Annotated in this window: 12 protein-coding genes and 2 tRNA genes; 10 read left to right on the forward strand and 4 right to left on the reverse strand. The window is 66.0% G+C overall.

The features are described 5' to 3' along the window. Positions 1-39: 39 nt before the first annotated feature. Together ABNQ40_RS21485 and ABNQ40_RS21490 are read right to left on the reverse strand one after the other, a co-directional pair. Positions 40-240, reverse strand: a complete 201-nt coding sequence (locus tag ABNQ40_RS21485; RefSeq protein ID WP_109050286.1) for a hypothetical protein — start codon at positions 238-240, stop codon at positions 40-42. Positions 241-314: 74 nt separating this feature from the next. Next, complete coding sequence (locus ABNQ40_RS21490) at positions 315-509, reverse strand: hypothetical protein (protein ID WP_109050285.1); 195 nt, start codon at positions 507-509, stop codon at positions 315-317. Between the two features lie 175 nt (positions 510-684). Between ABNQ40_RS21490 and ABNQ40_RS21495 the strand changes: the two genes are divergently transcribed. Next, positions 685-978, forward strand: a complete 294-nt coding sequence (locus ABNQ40_RS21495) for a hypothetical protein (RefSeq protein WP_199235346.1) — start codon at positions 685-687, stop codon at positions 976-978. Between the two features lie 46 nt (positions 979-1,024). Here the strand turns inward: ABNQ40_RS21495 and glnA are convergent, their stop codons facing one another. Then, positions 1,025-2,434, reverse strand: a complete 1,410-nt coding sequence (gene glnA, locus ABNQ40_RS21500; RefSeq protein WP_109050284.1) for a type I glutamate--ammonia ligase — start codon at positions 2,432-2,434, stop codon at positions 1,025-1,027. A 294-nt stretch (positions 2,435-2,728) separates the two neighbouring features. After that, positions 2,729-3,067: a P-II family nitrogen regulator gene (locus tag ABNQ40_RS21505; RefSeq protein ID WP_012974531.1), complete on the reverse strand. Its 339-nt coding sequence runs from the start codon at positions 3,065-3,067 to the stop codon at positions 2,729-2,731. Positions 3,068-3,435: 368 nt separating this feature from the next. Here ABNQ40_RS21505 and ABNQ40_RS21510 point away from each other — a divergent pair. The 9 genes from ABNQ40_RS21510 (at position 3,436) to lon (ending at position 15,755) form a co-directional block, all read left to right on the forward strand. After that, positions 3,436-3,511 (forward strand) — tRNA-His (locus ABNQ40_RS21510). Positions 3,512-3,701: 190 nt separating this feature from the next. After that, positions 3,702-5,165, forward strand: coding sequence for an NAD(P)H-hydrate dehydratase (locus ABNQ40_RS21515; protein ID WP_391348840.1), 1,464 nt, complete (start codon positions 3,702-3,704; stop codon positions 5,163-5,165). Positions 5,166-5,278: 113 nt separating this feature from the next. Continuing rightward, complete coding sequence (locus ABNQ40_RS21520; protein WP_109050281.1) at positions 5,279-6,832, forward strand: malonyl-CoA decarboxylase; 1,554 nt, start codon at positions 5,279-5,281, stop codon at positions 6,830-6,832. A 137-nt stretch (positions 6,833-6,969) separates the two neighbouring features. Further along, positions 6,970-7,054: transfer RNA gene (locus ABNQ40_RS21525), tRNA-Leu, on the forward strand. A 91-nt stretch (positions 7,055-7,145) separates the two neighbouring features. Further along, positions 7,146-8,489, forward strand: a complete 1,344-nt coding sequence (gene tig, locus ABNQ40_RS21530) for a trigger factor (protein ID WP_109050280.1) — start codon at positions 7,146-7,148, stop codon at positions 8,487-8,489. Between the two features lie 112 nt (positions 8,490-8,601). Next, a complete protein-coding gene (gene clpP, locus ABNQ40_RS21535) occupies positions 8,602-9,228 on the forward strand; it encodes an ATP-dependent Clp endopeptidase proteolytic subunit ClpP (protein ID WP_109050279.1) in 627 nt (208 codons plus the stop codon). Between the two features lie 286 nt (positions 9,229-9,514). Further along, a complete protein-coding gene (gene clpX / locus ABNQ40_RS21540; protein ID WP_012974526.1) occupies positions 9,515-10,777 on the forward strand; it encodes an ATP-dependent Clp protease ATP-binding subunit ClpX in 1,263 nt (420 codons plus the stop codon). 329 nt (positions 10,778-11,106) lie between these two features. Further along, the gene (locus ABNQ40_RS21545; protein WP_158285593.1) at positions 11,107-13,134 is read left to right on the forward strand and encodes a methyl-accepting chemotaxis protein; all 2,028 of its coding nucleotides are present in this window, start codon (positions 11,107-11,109) and stop codon (positions 13,132-13,134) included. Positions 13,135-13,340: 206 nt separating this feature from the next. Then, complete coding sequence (gene lon, locus ABNQ40_RS21550; RefSeq protein ID WP_109050277.1) at positions 13,341-15,755, forward strand: endopeptidase La; 2,415 nt, start codon at positions 13,341-13,343, stop codon at positions 15,753-15,755. The last annotated feature ends 173 nt before the right edge of the window (positions 15,756-15,928 follow it).

Below are 15,928 nucleotides of genomic sequence, written 5' to 3' on the forward strand. Positions count from 1 at the left end.
TGAGCCGGCCCTTTTCGTTTGGAAAGGGGGTGGCGGCCCTTACGCTCCGCCGATGCCCTGAACATAGGTCTCGCCGGTCTTCGGATCGATGTTCTCGCCCGTCCCCGGCGTGCCCGGCGGCGCTTCGTCCTTGTCGCTCATCGGTTCGACCGCAGGCTTCACCGGGACCGGCTTGCCCGCCGGACGGTCGCTGGCGGACCGGTCATTCTGCGGCATATCGGACGTCTTCTCGTCGGCCATGGCGGCTCGCTCCTTCGTTGGCTCGGTTCATCCCCACCAACAGGCCATCCGCCGCATCGTCACCCCCGGCCCCGCTATTCCGCGGCCTCCAGCGCCACCCGCGCCAGTTCCAGCAGTTTCCTGTCCACCTCCTCCTCGTCATAGCCGGGATTGTCGGCCAGGGAGTCGCGCAGGCGCATGGTGATGAGTTCGCCGGTGTGATGCTTTTCGTAAAGGCGGACGTCGCCCAGCGCCTTGGCGACGCGGCGCAGTTGATCGCGGTCCATCATGCTCTCCCGTCTTGGTCAGCCAACTTGATCACTGCAGTGGCAACAGCCGGACCGCTGCATCATTCCTGCCCTCTATCCTCGTCCATGCGCCGTACTGCGCTTGGATGGCGGAACAGGGGAAGGCTTTCCAGCGTCACTGTAGACGTCGGCAATGATGGCGATTGGGGGCGTAAGCATGGATCCGGGACACGATCAACGGCGCGAACTGCTCACCCGCGTCCGCCATGTCGTGGAGCATTACGAGCGCTACAGCACCGCCGGACCGGCCATCATGCGCGGTGTGCGCTATGACCTTGCGGTGCGGGCAACCGACCTGAACGGCGATGGCTGCCTGTTCCCCGCCTGTAACTGCGCCAAGGCGGACTGCGCAGAACGCAGGGGATGCACGCCACCGGACGTCGGCGCCTGGATCGAAGAGGCCAAAAAAGAAAACCGCCCCCGGCGCGAACCGGGAGCGGCTTTCGAATGATGCATGACCGGCCGCAGCGCCCGTTGCCGGACGCTGCGAGGCAACATCAGACCGAGTAGTACATCTTGTACTCGATCGGGTGCGGCATGGTCTCGAAGGCCATCATCTCTTCCGTGCGGAGGTCGATGTAGCCGTCGATCATGTCGGCCGAGAAGACATCGCCCTTGCGCAGGTACTCGTTGTCCTCGCGCAGCGCGGTGAGCGCTTCGCGCAGCGAGCCGCAAACCGTCGGAACCTTGGCCAGCTCGTCCGGCGGCAGGTCGTACAGGTTCTTGTCCATCGCGTCGCCGGGGTGGATCTTGTTCTGGATGCCGTCCAGGCCGGCCATCAGCATGGCGGCGAAGGCCAGGTACGGGTTGGCCGACGGATCCGGGAAGCGGACCTCGACGCGCTTGCCCTTCGGCGAGGCGACGTACGGGATGCGGCAGGACGCCGAACGGTTGCGGGCCGAGTAGGCCAGCAGGACCGGAGCCTCGTAGCCCGGGACCAGGCGCTTGTAGCTGTTGGTCGACGGGTTGGTGAAGGCGTTCAGCGACTTGGCGTGCTTGATGATGCCGCCGATGTAGTACAGCGCCAGCTCCGACAGGTCGGCATACTGGTTGCCAGCGAACAGCGGCTGGCCGTCCTTCCAGATCGACTGGTGGCAGTGCATGCCCGAACCGTTGTCGCCGAACACCGGCTTCGGCATGAAGGTGGCCGACTTGCCGTAGGCGTGGGCGACGTTGTGCACCACGTACTTGTAGTACTGCATGTTGTCGCCGGTGCGGACCAGCGTGTCGAACTTGATGCCCAGCTCGTGCTGGGCGGCGGCCACCTCGTGGTGGTGCTTCTCGACCGGAACGCCCATCTCGGCCAGGACGCTCAGCATCTCGGCGCGCAGGTCGTTGCAGCTGTCGACCGGAGCGACCGGGAAGTAGCCGCCCTTGGTGCCCGGGCGGTGGCCCAGGTTGCCGTCCTCATAGTCCTTGCCCGACGAGTAGGAACCCTCGTCCGAAGCGAATTCGTACGACACCTTGTTCATGTCGACGGAATACTTCACGTCGTCGAACACGAAGAATTCGGCTTCCGGGCCGAAAAAGACGGTGTCGCCGATGCCGGCCGAAGCGGTGTAGCGCTCGGCGGCCTTGGCGATGCCGCGCGGGCAGCGGGCATAGGAACCGCCGGTGCCCGGATCGTACACGTCGCAGAGGATGTTCAGCGTCGGCTGGGCGGCGAACGGATCCATCACGGCCGTCGTCGGGTCCAGCTTCAGGATCATGTCCGACTCTTCGATGCCCTTCCAGCCGGCGATCGAGGAACCGTCGAACATGATGCCGTCTTCGAACACGTCCTCGTCGATGGTGGAGACGTGCTGAGCGGTGTGGTGCAGCTTGCCGCGCGGGTCGGTGAAGCGCAGGTCCACGTACTTGACGTCGTGTTCCTTGATCAGGTCGAAGACCTTGCTGATGTCGGACATGTCTCTTTTTCCACGCTTTAAGAGGGTTGGATCCCGCTGCGTCAAGCCGCTGTCGAAGCCCCTACGGGGCTTTGGCGGCGGAGGGCGGCGCTCGCGGCGGACGTTATCTCACGCCTTTCTTCCCCGCACAACGCGCCAACCCAAAAAGTCGCACGTTCGCCATAGGCGGCCTTCGGCCGTTCGGCGAGGTGTGCGGCCGGGGCCGGCATGAGGGGGAGGGGAAAGCGGCGCATGTTGGCGGATGCTGGTCGGAGGGAGGCCGGTCGGAACGGTCGAGGCGAGGACGTCGCGCGATCAGATCGCGTCGGCGCCCTTCTCACCGGTGCGGATGCGGACAACTTCCTCCACGGGCGTGACGAAGATCTTGCCGTCGCCGATGCGGCCGGTATGCGCGGCCTGCTGGATCGCCTCGATCGCCCGTTCCACCAGGGAGTCTTCCATCACCACCTCGATCTTCACCTTCGGCAGGAAGTCCACGACGTATTCCGCGCCGCGGTAAAGCTCCGTGTGGCCCTTCTGGCGGCCGAAGCCCTTGGCTTCGGTGACGGTGATCCCCTTGATCCCGACTTCGTGAAGGGCTTCCTTCACCTCGTCGAGTTTGAACGGCTTGATGATGGCTTCGATCTTCTTCATGGGTCTCTCGTGTACGAGGTGCCAACGCCGGCAGGCACCGTCCACGGCACTGCCGACAACGACGACGGTAAGCATGGAGCGTGCCACATTCGGCCGATCCGGTCCGGCGGCATCGACGCTGGTCATAAGACGGTCGGATGCCGTCCGATGGGGCAGGGTGCTGCCGAAGGATTCAGCGGAGTGAACAATATTTGTGCAACTGGCGCAAGCGCTCCGCGCCAACCGACGTTCGAAGGTCCCATCGGACGGGAGAAAGGGGTGCCGGTCCGCTCCGAAAGAAGTTTTTTCGCTTTTCGTGAAAAAGCCGCTTGACCGGCCAGCCGCGGTGGAGCATAACGCGGCTCCCGACGGCGGAAACGCTGACGGCGGCGGTGGTAGCTCAGTTGGTAGAGCTCTCGGTTGTGGTCCGAGCGGTCGTGGGTTCGAGTCCCATCCATCGCCCCATCTTCTTCTTCGCGTCTTGGAAAAATTCTGTTCTATAAACGTCCGCACGGCTTGACCGCCGTCGCGGACGTTTTTCGCATGTCGGCGTGGATTTTCCCGGGTGAAGACATCGCTTACGGGTAGAGCGGGCGTGCGCATCTTCGCCCGCCCAGGAAACGGCAAGGCAAGCCAGGGTCGGGGAGAGTGGGGGATGGATGAGCTTCTGTCCGTCGCGGAGATGTATCGGGCCGACCAGCTGACGATTGCCGCCGGAGTGCCCGGTCCGGCCCTGATGGAGGCCGCCGGCGCCGCCGTGGTCCGGGCGGTGTGCGAGCGCTGGGCGCCGCATCCGACCGCCGTGCTCTGCGGCCCCGGCAACAATGGGGGCGACGGCTTCGTCATCGCCCGGCTGCTGTTGGAGGCCGGTTGGCCGGTGCGGCTGGCGCTGCTCGGCACCCGCTCGGCCCTGACCGGCGATGCCGCGGTGGCGGCGGAGCGCTGGCCCGGCCCGATCGAGGCGGCCGATCCCTACATCCTGAAGGGCAATCCCCTGGTCATCGACGCGCTGTTCGGCGCCGGCCTGACCCGGCCGCTCGACGGCCTCGCCCGCGCCATCGTCGAGGCGATGGAGGGCCGCACCGTCGTCGCCGTCGACGTGCCGAGTGGCCTGCATGGCGACAGCGGGCGGGTGCTCGGCGCCGCACCGCAGGCGGCGTTGACCGTCACCTTTTTCCGCCGCAAGCCCGGCCATGTGCTGCTGCCCGGACGCACCCTGTGCGGCGAGGTGGTGGTCGCCGACATCGGCATTCCGGACCGGGTGCTCGACGGCATCGCGCCGCAGACCGCGGTCAACGAGCCGTCGCTGTGGAGCCACCGCTTCCCCTGGCCGGCGCTGGACGGCCACAAATATGCGCGAGGCCATGCGGTGGTGCTGGGCGGCGCGCGGATGACGGGCGCGGCGCGGCTCGCTTCGGTCGCCGCACTCCGCGCCGGGGCTGGGCTGGTCACCATCGCCTGCCCGCCGGAGGCCTTTCCGGTCTATGCCGCCGGCTGCGCCAGCGTGATCGTCGATCCGCTGGAGGACGCCGGCGCCTTTGCCCGGCTGCTGCAGGACCCGCGCAGGAATGCGGTGCTGGTCGGGCCGGGGGCGGGCAGGGGCGCGCAGACCCGCGCCGCGGTGATGGCCGCGCTGGACGCCCGCCGCGCCTGCGTGCTGGATGCCGACGCCCTGACCAGCTTTGCCGAATCGGCGGACGAACTGCTCGACCGGCTCGACCAGCGCTGTGTCCTCACACCGCATGAAGGGGAATTCGCCCGGCTGTTCGGCGATTCGGTGGGGATGGACGGCGACAAGCTGTCGCGGGTGCGCGCCGCCGCCGCGCGTTCCGGCGCTGTCGTCGTGCTGAAGGGGGCCGACACCGTTGTCGCCGCCCCGGACGGACGTGCCGTGGTCAACGTCAATGCGCCGCCCGATCTGGCCACAGCCGGGACCGGCGACGTGCTGGCCGGCATCGTGCTGGGGCTGCTGGCGCAGGGGATGAACGGGTTCGAGGCCGCCTGCACCGCGGTCTGGCTGCATGGCGAGGCCGGGCGCGCGCTCGGTCCCGGTCTGATCTCCGACGATCTGGCGGGAGCGCTGCCCGGCGTGCTGAAGGCGTTGAAAGCGCAGGGATAACCCCTGCCAAGGACGGACCGGGGGCGGTCCGGCGGCGGCGTTGGCGGTACCCCTGACGACGGCGTCCGCGCGCCCCCTTGCGGTAGAGCGCCGGCAGGGCCAGACTCCGGGGTATGAGCGACGCACCCGACACCACCATTCTGGAGCCTGTGCCGCCATCCCAGGCCGCGCAGCCCAATTTCCTCGACCGCGCGCTGGACAACCTGCGCACCCGCTGGCGCGAGATCGCGGCCTCGGCCCGCGGTGCTGTCGGCGCGCCGCCGCGCACCCATCTGCCCAGGGAGGACGCCGAGCGCCTTAAGGAGCAGATCGAGGCCTGCCTGGAATCGCGGGGTGGCGAGGTTTCCGCCCGTGCCCGCGCCGCCCAGCTCGGCCGCACCTATCTGGCGCTCGATCCGCAGGGGCGGCGCAATTTCCTTCTGATGCTCGCGCGCGACTTCGACGTCGACCGCGACGCGGTGATGGACGCGATGGCGACCTTCCAGGCGGCGGCCGACCCGGTGGCCCGCGGCCATGCCGAACGGGCCTTGCGCCGCGCGCTGGAACCGCCGCGTCTGCGGCTGCTGACCCAGTTCAACGCCCTGCCGGAGGGGGTGAAGTTCCTGGTCGACCTGCGCGCCGAGCTGATGGAGATGGCGCGCGGCGAACCGCTGCTTCAGGCGCTGGAAGACGATCTGAAGAATCTGCTGCGCGCCTGGTTCGACGTCGGCTTCCTGGAGATGCACCGCATCACCTGGGACAGCCCGGCCTCGCTGCTGGAAAAGCTGATCAAGTACGAGGCGGTCCACGAGATCAGCGGCTGGCAGGACCTGAAGGACCGGCTCGATTCGGACCGGCGCTGCTTCGCCTTCTTCCACCCGCGCATGCCGCATGAGCCGCTGATCTTCGTCGAGGTGGCCCTGGTCCAGGGCATGTCGGACAATGTGCAGGCGCTGCTCGACCCGACCGCGCCGGTCTGCGATCCGAAAAGCGCCGACAGCGCCATCTTCTACTCGATCTCCAACGCCCAGGTCGGGCTTGCCGGCATCAGCTTCGGCAATTTCCTGATCAAACGCGTGGTCGACGGGCTGGCGACCGAGTTCCCCAACATCACCTGCTACGCCACCCTGTCACCCATTCCGGGGTTCCGGCGCTGGTTCGACCGCGCGCTGGACCGCGACGGCGACGCCCTGCTGACCAACACGGAGGCCGAACGCATCGCCGAGCGGCTGGCCGAACTTGACCGGGCGGACGATGCGGACGCTTCCACCGAAGGCGATGTCGGCGCCGACGAATCACCGCTGCTCGCCCGCGCGCTAGCCCGTTCCGGCTGGGCTGAGGACGAGGAGTTGCAGAAACGTCTGCGCGGCCCGCTGATGCGGCTGGGCGTCCATTACCTGACCACTGTGCAGGAGGCGAAGGGCCGTGGCCGCGCCCGCGCGCTGGATCCAGTCGCGCATTTCCACCTGACCAACGGCGCCCGGATGGAGCGGCTGAACTGGCTGGCCGACAGGTCGGCCAAAGGGCTGAAACAGTCGCTGGGGATGATGATCAACTACCGCTACCGGCTGGGCGAGATCGACGCCAACCACGAAGCCTACACCGGCGAGGGGCGCATCATCACATCGTCCGCCGTACGGTCGCTGGACAGGGCAGGGAGCAAGGCGGGGGGCAAGGCCGGTGGCTGACGCGAAAAGACCGGGCCTCACTCTCTCGGACGGGTCCAATTTGCCTGTTTGCTTCCGCCGCGCTGTGCTATAGACCGGACTTCGCCGGCGGTCCGGCGGGTGTTTGCGCACCCGTCGCGGCTGCCTTTGCCATGAACGCGGGCGTGGCGGAATTGGTAGACGCGCTGGATTTAGGTTCCAGTGACTTCGGTCGTATGGGTTCAAGTCCCTTCGCCCGCACCATGGCAACACCTTGGACCGCATGGACAACACGGATTCGGGCCGCCCGGACGGGCGCCGCCGGGCCGGACCAACGAGATAGGCTTTCGTTCCGATGAACATCACCGAGACCAGCACCGACGGCCTCAAGCGCGAATTTCAGGTCGTCATTTCCGCCAAGGACATCGAAGAGAAGGTGAACGGCAAGCTGGAAGAGCTGCGCCGTACGGTCCAGCTGCCGGGCTTCCGTCCGGGCAAGGTGCCGGTCACCGTGATCAAGCAGCGCTATTTCGGCGGCGTGCTGTCCGAGGTGCTGGAAGACGCCATCTCCGACAGCTCGCGCCAGGCGCTGAGCGAGCGTGGCCTGCGCGTCGCCCTGCAGCCGAAGATCGAGGTCGAGAAGTACGAGGACGGCGGCGACCTCACCTACAAGATGGCGGTCGAGCTGCTGCCGGACGTCGAGCCGGGCGACTTCACCGGCCTGGAGCTGGAGAAGCCGGTCGCCGAGGTGAGCGAAGAGGCGGTGAACGAGGCGGTCACCCGTCTGGCCTCCGCCCATTCGACCCAGGCCCCGGTCACCGAGGATCGCGCTGCCGAGACCGGCGACATCGCCGTGATCGACTTCGCCGGTACGGTCGACGGCGAGGCGCTGGAAGGCATGGACGGCAAGGACTACCCGCTGGAGCTGGGTGCCGGCCGCTTCGTTCCGGGCTTCGAGGAGCAGCTGGTCGGCGTCAAGGCCGGCGAGCATCGCACCGTCAACGTCACCTTCCCGGAAGACTACCCGCACGAGCGCCTGAAGGGCGCTGCGACGGTCTTCGAGGTCGACGTGAAGGAGCTGCGCAAGAACGTCCCGGCCGAGGTCAATGACGAACTCGCCAAGGAGTTCGGCATGGAGAGCCTGGAGAAGATGCGCGAAGCGATTCGCGACCGCATCAAGGGCGAGTATGACGGCCTGTCGCGCCTGCGCGTGAAGCGCCAGCTGCTCGACAAGCTGGCCGAGGCCCATTCCTTCGAGGTGCCGGCCGGCATGGTCGACATCGAGTTCGAGGGCATTTGGGCCCGCCTGCAGGAAGAGCTGAAGAACGGCACCGCCGGCGAGGACGCCGACAAGTCCGAGGACGATCTGAAGGCCGAGTACCGCTCGATCGCCGAGCGCCGCGTCCGCCTGGGTCTGCTGCTGTCGGAAGTCGGCCGCCGCAACAACATCCAGGTCACCCAGGACGAGGTCAACCGCGCCCTGATCAACGAAGCCCGCCGCTTCCCCGGTCAGGAGCGTCAGGTGTTCGAGTTCTTCAAGCAGAATCAGCAGGCGCTCGAGAACCTCCGCGCCCCGATCTTCGAGGACAAGGTCGTCGACCACATCCTGGATCAGGCCAAGGTCACCGAGAAGACCGTCAGCGTCGAAGAGCTGACGAAGGACGAGGACGAAGCAGGCAACGAGTCTGCGGCGGCCTAACTCCCCAAAAGGAGTGGGGGCGGACTACCATCCGCCCCCAAAGGTTCCTATATGTGGTTCCGTGCCGGCAACGATCACCGGTTCAGCCAACTGCGGGGGCAGGGAAGAACACATGTACGACTTCGAGCCGAAGATGAATGCTCTGGTCCCGATGGTCATCGAACAGACCAACCGGGGTGAGCGCGCGTACGACATCTATTCGCGCCTGCTGAAGGAGCGGATCATCTTCCTGATCGGCGGAGTGAACGACGCCGTCGCCAGCCTGGTCTGCTCGCAGCTGCTGTTCCTTGAGTCGGAGAACCCGAACAAGGACATCGCGATCTACATCAATTCGCCGGGCGGCTACGTCTCGGCAGGCCTCGCCATCTACGACACCATGCAGTACATCCGTCCGCAGGTGTCGACGGTGTGCATGGGGCAGGCCGCCTCGATGGGCTCGCTTCTGCTGGCCGCCGGCGCGCCGGGCAAGCGCTTCTCGCTGCCCAACAGCCGCATCATGATCCACCAGCCGTCGGGCGGCGCCCAGGGCCAGGCCTCGGACATCGAAATCCAGGCCCAGGAAATCCTGAAGCTGCGCTCGCGTCTGAACGACATCTACGTCAAGCACACCGGGCAGGATCTTGACACCATCGAGACCGCCATGGAGCGCGACAAGTTCATGTCGCCGGAAGAGGCGAAGGCCTTCGGTCTGATCGATGAGGTGGTGGAGAAGCGCCCGGGCGTCGACCACCATTCGTGAGCCGCGGGTCCTCGGCCCTCCCAACAAAGGGTTGATCGGGTCGTGACGCTGTTGTTGAATGGCAGTGACACGATCCGGTCATGGACCGGTTCCGATAAGGAGCCGGTCCCGAATGGGGAGAGTCTCGCAAGGGACCCGGCTATGCGGATCGTGATGCGTCGCCAAAACGGCGCATGACCTTGTCGCGGACGCCGTCCGCGATAACCTGAGTAGGACCGGCGTCGGGGGGCGCCGCGAACGGGCATGGCCCCAGGGGCCACGCCTCCCGCGAGATGACGGAGTACCGATGAGCAAGTCCAGCAGCGGCGATTCGAAGAATACGCTCTACTGCTCCTTCTGCGGCAAGAGCCAGCACGAGGTCCGCAAGCTGATTGCCGGTCCGACGGTGTTCATCTGCGATGAATGCGTCGAACTGTGCATGGACATCATTCGCGAGGAGAACAAGACGACCCTCGTGAAGTCCCGCGATGGGGTTCCGACTCCGCGCGACATTCATGCGGTGCTCGACGATTACGTCATCGGACAGTCCTACGCCAAGCGCGTGCTGTCGGTGGCGGTCCACAACCACTACAAGCGCCTCGCCCACGGGACGAAGCACAACGACGTCGAACTGGCGAAGTCGAACATACTGCTGATCGGCCCGACCGGCTGCGGCAAGACGCTGCTGGCCCAGACCCTGGCCCGCATCATCGACGTTCCCTTCACCATGGCCGACGCCACGACGCTGACCGAAGCCGGTTACGTCGGCGAGGACGTCGAGAACATCATCCTCAAGCTGCTCCAGGCCGCCGACTACAATGTCGAGCGGGCGCAGCGCGGCATCGTCTACATCGACGAGGTCGACAAGATCAGCCGCAAGTCCGACAACCCGTCGATCACCCGCGACGTGTCGGGCGAGGGCGTGCAGCAGGCTCTGCTGAAGATCATGGAGGGCACCGTCGCCTCCGTGCCGCCGCAGGGCGGGCGCAAGCATCCGCAGCAGGAATTCCTGCAGGTCGACACCAGCAACATCCTGTTCATCTGCGGCGGCGCCTTCGCCGGCCTGGACAAGATCATCGCCCAGCGCGGCAAGGGCACCAGCATAGGCTTCGGCGCCGATGTGCGCTCCGCCGACGAGCGCGCCACCGGTGAGATCCTGCATGAGGTCGAGCCCGAGGATCTGCTGAAGTTCGGCCTGATCCCCGAGTTCATCGGCCGCCTGCCGGTTCTGGCCACCCTGTCCGATCTGGACGAGGCGGCGCTGGTCGAGATCCTCAGCAAGCCGAAGAACGCCCTGGTCAAGCAGTACCAGCGCCTGTTCGAGATGGAGGACGTCCATCTGGAGTTCTCCGAGGACGCCATGCGCGCCATCGCCCACAAGGCGATTGCCCGCAAGACCGGCGCCCGTGGCCTGCGGTCGATCATGGAGGCCATCCTGCTCGACCCGATGTTCGATCTGCCGGGCCTGACCGGCATCGAGAGCATCCTGGTCAACAAGGAAGTGGTCGAAGGGCGGGCCAAGCCGCTCTACGTCCATGCGGAGCGGCGCAGCGAAGCGCCGGGAGCCTGACCGTCTGGGTTTTCCCGGTGCGGAAATCAAAAAAGGGACGCTCCGGCGTCCCTTTTTCTTTTTCCGATTGCTGCCGGATATCCCAATAAAACCATTCTCTGTATTGGGCCTACCTGATGTAAACCGCTGAAAAAGCGAATCAATTCAACAAATTTAACGAATGTAAAAAGATAAAGCCCTAATGTCGGTGCAGAGACATTGGGTAGGTGGGTGAACTGCCTTCATTCCAGGTTTGGCATCTCCGCTATCCATTGTTTGCGTACGAATATTGCGGTGGGCGGGAAATGAAAATACGCAGTTTCCTTTACGTTTGCTTGGCGTGCGTTGGAGTGGTCGCTTCGGTTCCGGCCACCTGGCTTGCGGTGCAGGAAATCAACTCGGCCGGCCGGGCGTCAGCCGCCAGGGACGTGGTTGACGTGCTCGGCGCCGCCACCGCTGTGAACGAGTCGATGGCGCTTGAGCGCGGCGTCGTCAACCTGCCACTGACGGCAGGGGCGGCGATCGACGACGCCGGCCGGGACGCCCTCAAGAAGGCCCGTGCGCAGTCCGACGCTGCGCTCGCCCGCTACGTTGCCGCTGCCAGGGCGCTGGGCGACCCCAAGTCCGCCGACGAGACCGCCGCCTTGGGCAACAGTCTGGCGACCGTCCGCACCCAGGTCGACGGCTGGCTGGTGAAGGACCGGTCCGGCCGCCCGGCGGACGCCTCGGCGCAGTTCTTCGCCGGCATGGTCAAGGTCACGAGCCAGGTCGGGGTGACGATGAACCGCCTCGGCCATCGCTTGAATGACCTCGATTCGACCGTCGGCGACCGGGCCGATATCGCGGTTCGCGCCGCCCAACTGCGGGAGATGGCAGGCCAGCAGTCGGTCCTATATCTGCGCGCACTGGGAACCGGCAAGCCGATGACCCACGAAGCCGAAGCCGAGGCGATGACGCTGGAAGGGCGGATCTCGGCCAATTGGGAGTCGGTCGAGGACGATATCGTCACCGGCGAGATGGAGCCGACCCTACGCACGGCGCTGGAGACTGCCCGGAAAGGCTACATTCAGGGTTTTGGCGGCTTCAAGACCCGCGTGCTGACCGCATCGCGGGCCGGCAGGCCCTATGACCTGGACGGTGCGGAATGGCGCCGCTCGGCCTCGCCCCTGCTGCAGGACCTCCTGACGATCCGCGACGCCGGCTTCACCGTCGGACGGGAACTGGCCGACAGCCATCATGCCTCGGCTCTGCGTCATCTGATGCTGGCGGCCGGAATCATCGTCGCCGGGCTCGGCGCATTGCTGGGTGTGGCGGTTGCGATCACGCGCCGGGCCTCGCGCCCTATCGTCGAACTGGCCCGGATCGTCGGTGCGATTGCCGGCGGGCGGCGTGACCTCGACGTTCTCCACCGGAATCGCTCCGATGAAATCGGCGAGATGGCCGCGGCAATCGACGTGCTGCAAACCAGCGCCCGGGAGGCCGACGCCGCCGAAGCCCGACGCCGGACGGAACTGGAGCAGCGCGAGGAGAACCGGCGCGCCATGGAGCGGGCGACGCAGGATTTCGTGGCGCAGCTCGAATCGGTGGTCGGACATCTGTCCGCCACGGCGGACTCCGTGCGCAGCAACTCCGAACGCCTGTCGTCGGCCGCGGAAAGCGCCTCGTCCCTCTCGTCCTCCGTGGCATCCGCATCGGAACTGGCCAACGGCAACATCCAGACGGTGGCGAGCGCCGCGGAGCAGTTGCAATCCTCCATCGGCGAGATCAGCCGCCGGATCGACGACGCGTCCCGGATCGCCCAGGACGCGGTGCGCGAGGCCGGCAGCACGGCCGGGATTGTCGCGACCTTGGCCGACCGTGCCGCCGGCATCGGCTCGGTGGTCGATATGATCAGCTCCATCGCCTCCCAGACCAATCTTCTGGCGCTGAACGCCACCATCGAGGCCGCCCGGGCCGGCGAAGCGGGCAAGGGATTCGCCGTCGTCGCCAGCGAGGTGAAGAATCTGGCCGGTCAGACCGCGAAAGCCACCGACGACATCCAGCTTCGCGTCGGGGAGATTCGCGACGTCAGCGGCAGTGCCGTGACCGCCATCGACGCCATCAGCCGCACCGTCGCCGCGATCAGCGAGGCGGCGTCGGCTGTCGCCGCCGCGGTGGAGCAGCAGAATGCCGCCACCCGCGAGATCGCCCGCAACATCCAGGCTGCCGCCCAGGGCACCGTGGAGGTGTCCGGCAGCATCGGGCAGGTCGCTTCCACCGCCGAAAGCACGCGCGTCGCGTCCGGAGAGCTGCTGACCGCGTCGCGCGGCCTGTCGCATGAGGCCGGAACCCTGCGTACGACCGTCGATGGCTATGTGAACCGCCTCAAAACCGCTTGATCCGGCAAAAACGGGGAGGGAAGCGGCGGTTTCCTGCCAGGTTGCGGCTTGGAAACCGCCCTTGGGGGTTGTCACCCCCTTGAAGGCCGCAGGGCCGTGTGCCACGTTAGTCGGGTGCCGTAGGCGATCCCCGCGCTCAACCCGAGGCGGGGGCTGTGTCAGGCCCAGTCCGGGCTGGCGGCGATCCATTCATTGAGGCCCTGCCCATGATCGAACTCTCCCGTGGTGCCCTCTACCCGGTCCTGCCGCTGCGCGACATCGTGGTCTTCCCCCACATGATCGTGCCGCTGTTCGTCGGGCGCGAGAAGTCCGTGCGCGCGTTGGAAGACGTGATGAAGGATGACAAGCAGATCCTGCTCGTCACCCAGAAGAACGCCGCGCAGGACGATCCGACTCCGGCCGACATCTACAGCGTCGGCACCGTCGGCACCGTGTTGCAGCTGCTCAAGCTGCCGGACGGGACCGTCAAGGTGCTGGTGGAAGGCGGCCAGCGTGCCGCCATCACCAAGTTCGCCGACAATGAGGAGTTCTTCCAGGCCCAGGCCGAGCTGGTCGAGGAAAAGACCGGCGAGAACCAGGAGCTGGAGGCGCTGAGCCGCGCCGTCGTCTCCCAGTTCGAGCAGTACATCAAGCTGAACAAGAAGATTCCGCCGGAAGTGCTGGTCTCGATCAACCAGATCGAGGAAGCCGGCAAGCTGGCCGACACCGTCGCGTCGCATCTGGCGCTGAAGATTCCGGAAAAGCAGCAGCTGCTGGAATGCGCCACCGTGTCGGAGCGTCTGGAGCGGGTCTATGCCTTCATGGAAGGCGAGATCGGCGTGCTGCAGGTGGAAAAGCGCATCCGCAACCGCGTCAAGCGGCAGATGGAGAAGACACAGCGCGAGTACTACTTGAACGAGCAACTAAAGGCGATCCAGAAGGAACTCGGCGAGACTGAGGATGGCCGCGACGAATCGGCGGAACTGGAAGAGAAGATCAACAAGACCCGCTTCTCCAAAGAAGCCCGCGAAAAGGCGCTCGCCGAGCTGAAGAAGCTGCGGTCGATGAGCCCGATGTCGGCCGAGGCGACCGTGGTCCGCAACTACCTGGATTGGATGCTGTCCATTCCGTGGAAGAAGCGCACCAAGGTGAAGCGCGACCTGAAGCTCGCCCAGAAGGTGCTGGACGACGATCATTACGGTCTGGAGAAGGTCAAGGAGCGCATCCTTGAGTATCTCGCCGTCCAGAACCGCATGAACAAGGTCAAGGGTCCGATCCTCTGCCTCGTCGGACCGCCCGGCGTCGGCAAGACCTCGCTCGGTAAGTCGATCGGCAAGGCCACCGGCCGCAACTTCGTCCGCATGTCGCTGGGCGGCGTCCGTGACGAGGCCGAGGTCCGCGGCCACCGCCGCACCTACATCGGCTCGATGCCCGGCAAGGTCATCCAGGGCATGAAGAAGGCCAAGTCCTCCAACCCGCTCTTCCTGCTGGACGAGATCGACAAGCTCGGCGCCGACTGGCGCGGCGACCCGTCGTCTGCCCTGCTGGAGGTGCTGGATCCGGAGCAGAACGGCACCTTCAACGACCATTACCTGGAGGTCGATTACGACCTGTCCGACGTGATGTTCGTCTGCACCGCCAACACGATGCGCATGCCGCAGCCGCTGCTGGACCGCATGGAGATCATCCGCGTCGCCGGTTACACCGAGGACGAGAAGGTCGAAATCTCCAAGCGCCACCTGATCGAGAAGCAGATCGAGGCGAACGGCCTGAAAAAGGGCGAGTTCACCATCTCCGACGATGCACTGCGCGATCTGGTCCGCTACTACACGCGGGAAGCCGGTGTCCGTTCGCTGGAACGCGAGATCGCCAACCTCTGCCGCAAGGCGGTGAAGGAGATCCTGCTGAAGTCGGGCGGCAACGCCAAGGTCGCGGTCACGCGCCGTAATCTCGACAAGTATGCCGGCGTTCGCCGCTTCCATTATGGCGAAGCGGAGCTGGAGGATCTGGTGGGCGTCACCACCGGTCTGGCCTGGACCGAAGTCGGCGGCGAGCTGCTGTCGATTGAGGCCGTCGGCCTGCCCGGCAAGGGCCGCGTCACCACCACCGGCAAGCTGGGCGATGTGATGAAGGAATCGGTCCAGGCGGCCGAGAGCTACGTCAAGTCGCGGGCCATCGCCTTCGGCATCAAGCCGACGCTGTTCGAGAAGAAGGACATCCACGTCCACGTTCCCGAAGGCGCCACGCCGAAGGACGGCCCGTCGGCCGGTGTTGCCATGGCCACCTCCATCGTCTCGGTGCTGACCGGCATCCCGGTGCGCAAGGACGTGGCGATGACCGGCGAGATCACGCTGCGCGGCCGGGTGCTGCCGATCGGCGGCCTGAAGGAGAAACTGCTGGCTGCCCTGCGCGGCGGCATCAAGCATGTGCTGATCCCGAAGGACAACGAAAAGGACCTTGCCGACATCCCGGACAACGTGAAGCGCGGGCTGGAGATCATGCCCGTCGGCACGGTGGACGAGGTGCTGCGCAACGCGCTGGTTCGTCCGCTGGAGCCCATCGAGTGGACCGAGCCGGAGGTCGATGCGGCTGCGGCGAAGGCCCAGGAGAAGGGTGCCGACGGCGAGGCTCTGCGTCACTGATCCGGGACCTGCGGTCGCGATCGGATCGTGACCGCCACCCGTTGGCGTGACTTTTGGGACAAGAGCCGCTTTGCCGCCCGTCGGGAATTGACGGGCGGCAAGCGCTGTGCTTATCCTTTGCTTCCAAAAAGTCGTGGACGAAAAGTCCTGGGGCGGCTTTTGTCTTTCAGTAT

Source organism: Azospirillum sp. A23 (genome assembly GCF_042938965.1).
Taxonomy (GTDB): domain Bacteria; phylum Pseudomonadota; class Alphaproteobacteria; order Azospirillales; family Azospirillaceae; genus Azospirillum; species Azospirillum melinis.

Excerpts from the sequence above, each read along its gene's own strand:
- ABNQ40_RS21485 (WP_109050286.1), bottom strand. The coding sequence starts at position 240 with ATGGCCGACGAGAAGACGTCCGATATGCCGCAGAATGACCGGTCCGCC.
- ABNQ40_RS21490 (WP_109050285.1), bottom strand. The coding sequence starts at position 509 with ATGATGGACCGCGATCAACTGCGCCGCGTCGCCAAGGCGCTGGGCGAC.
- ABNQ40_RS21495 (WP_199235346.1), top strand. The coding sequence starts at position 685 with ATGGATCCGGGACACGATCAACGGCGCGAACTGCTCACCCGCGTCCGC.
- glnA (WP_109050284.1), bottom strand. The coding sequence starts at position 2,434 with ATGTCCGACATCAGCAAGGTCTTCGACCTGATCAAGGAACACGACGTC.
- ABNQ40_RS21505 (WP_012974531.1), bottom strand. The coding sequence starts at position 3,067 with ATGAAGAAGATCGAAGCCATCATCAAGCCGTTCAAACTCGACGAGGTG.
- ABNQ40_RS21515 (WP_391348840.1), top strand. The coding sequence starts at position 3,702 with ATGGATGAGCTTCTGTCCGTCGCGGAGATGTATCGGGCCGACCAGCTG.
- ABNQ40_RS21520 (WP_109050281.1), top strand. The coding sequence starts at position 5,279 with ATGAGCGACGCACCCGACACCACCATTCTGGAGCCTGTGCCGCCATCC.
- tig (WP_109050280.1), top strand. The coding sequence starts at position 7,146 with ATGAACATCACCGAGACCAGCACCGACGGCCTCAAGCGCGAATTTCAG.
- clpP (WP_109050279.1), top strand. The coding sequence starts at position 8,602 with ATGTACGACTTCGAGCCGAAGATGAATGCTCTGGTCCCGATGGTCATC.
- clpX (WP_012974526.1), top strand. The coding sequence starts at position 9,515 with ATGAGCAAGTCCAGCAGCGGCGATTCGAAGAATACGCTCTACTGCTCC.
- lon (WP_109050277.1), top strand. The coding sequence starts at position 13,341 with ATGATCGAACTCTCCCGTGGTGCCCTCTACCCGGTCCTGCCGCTGCGC.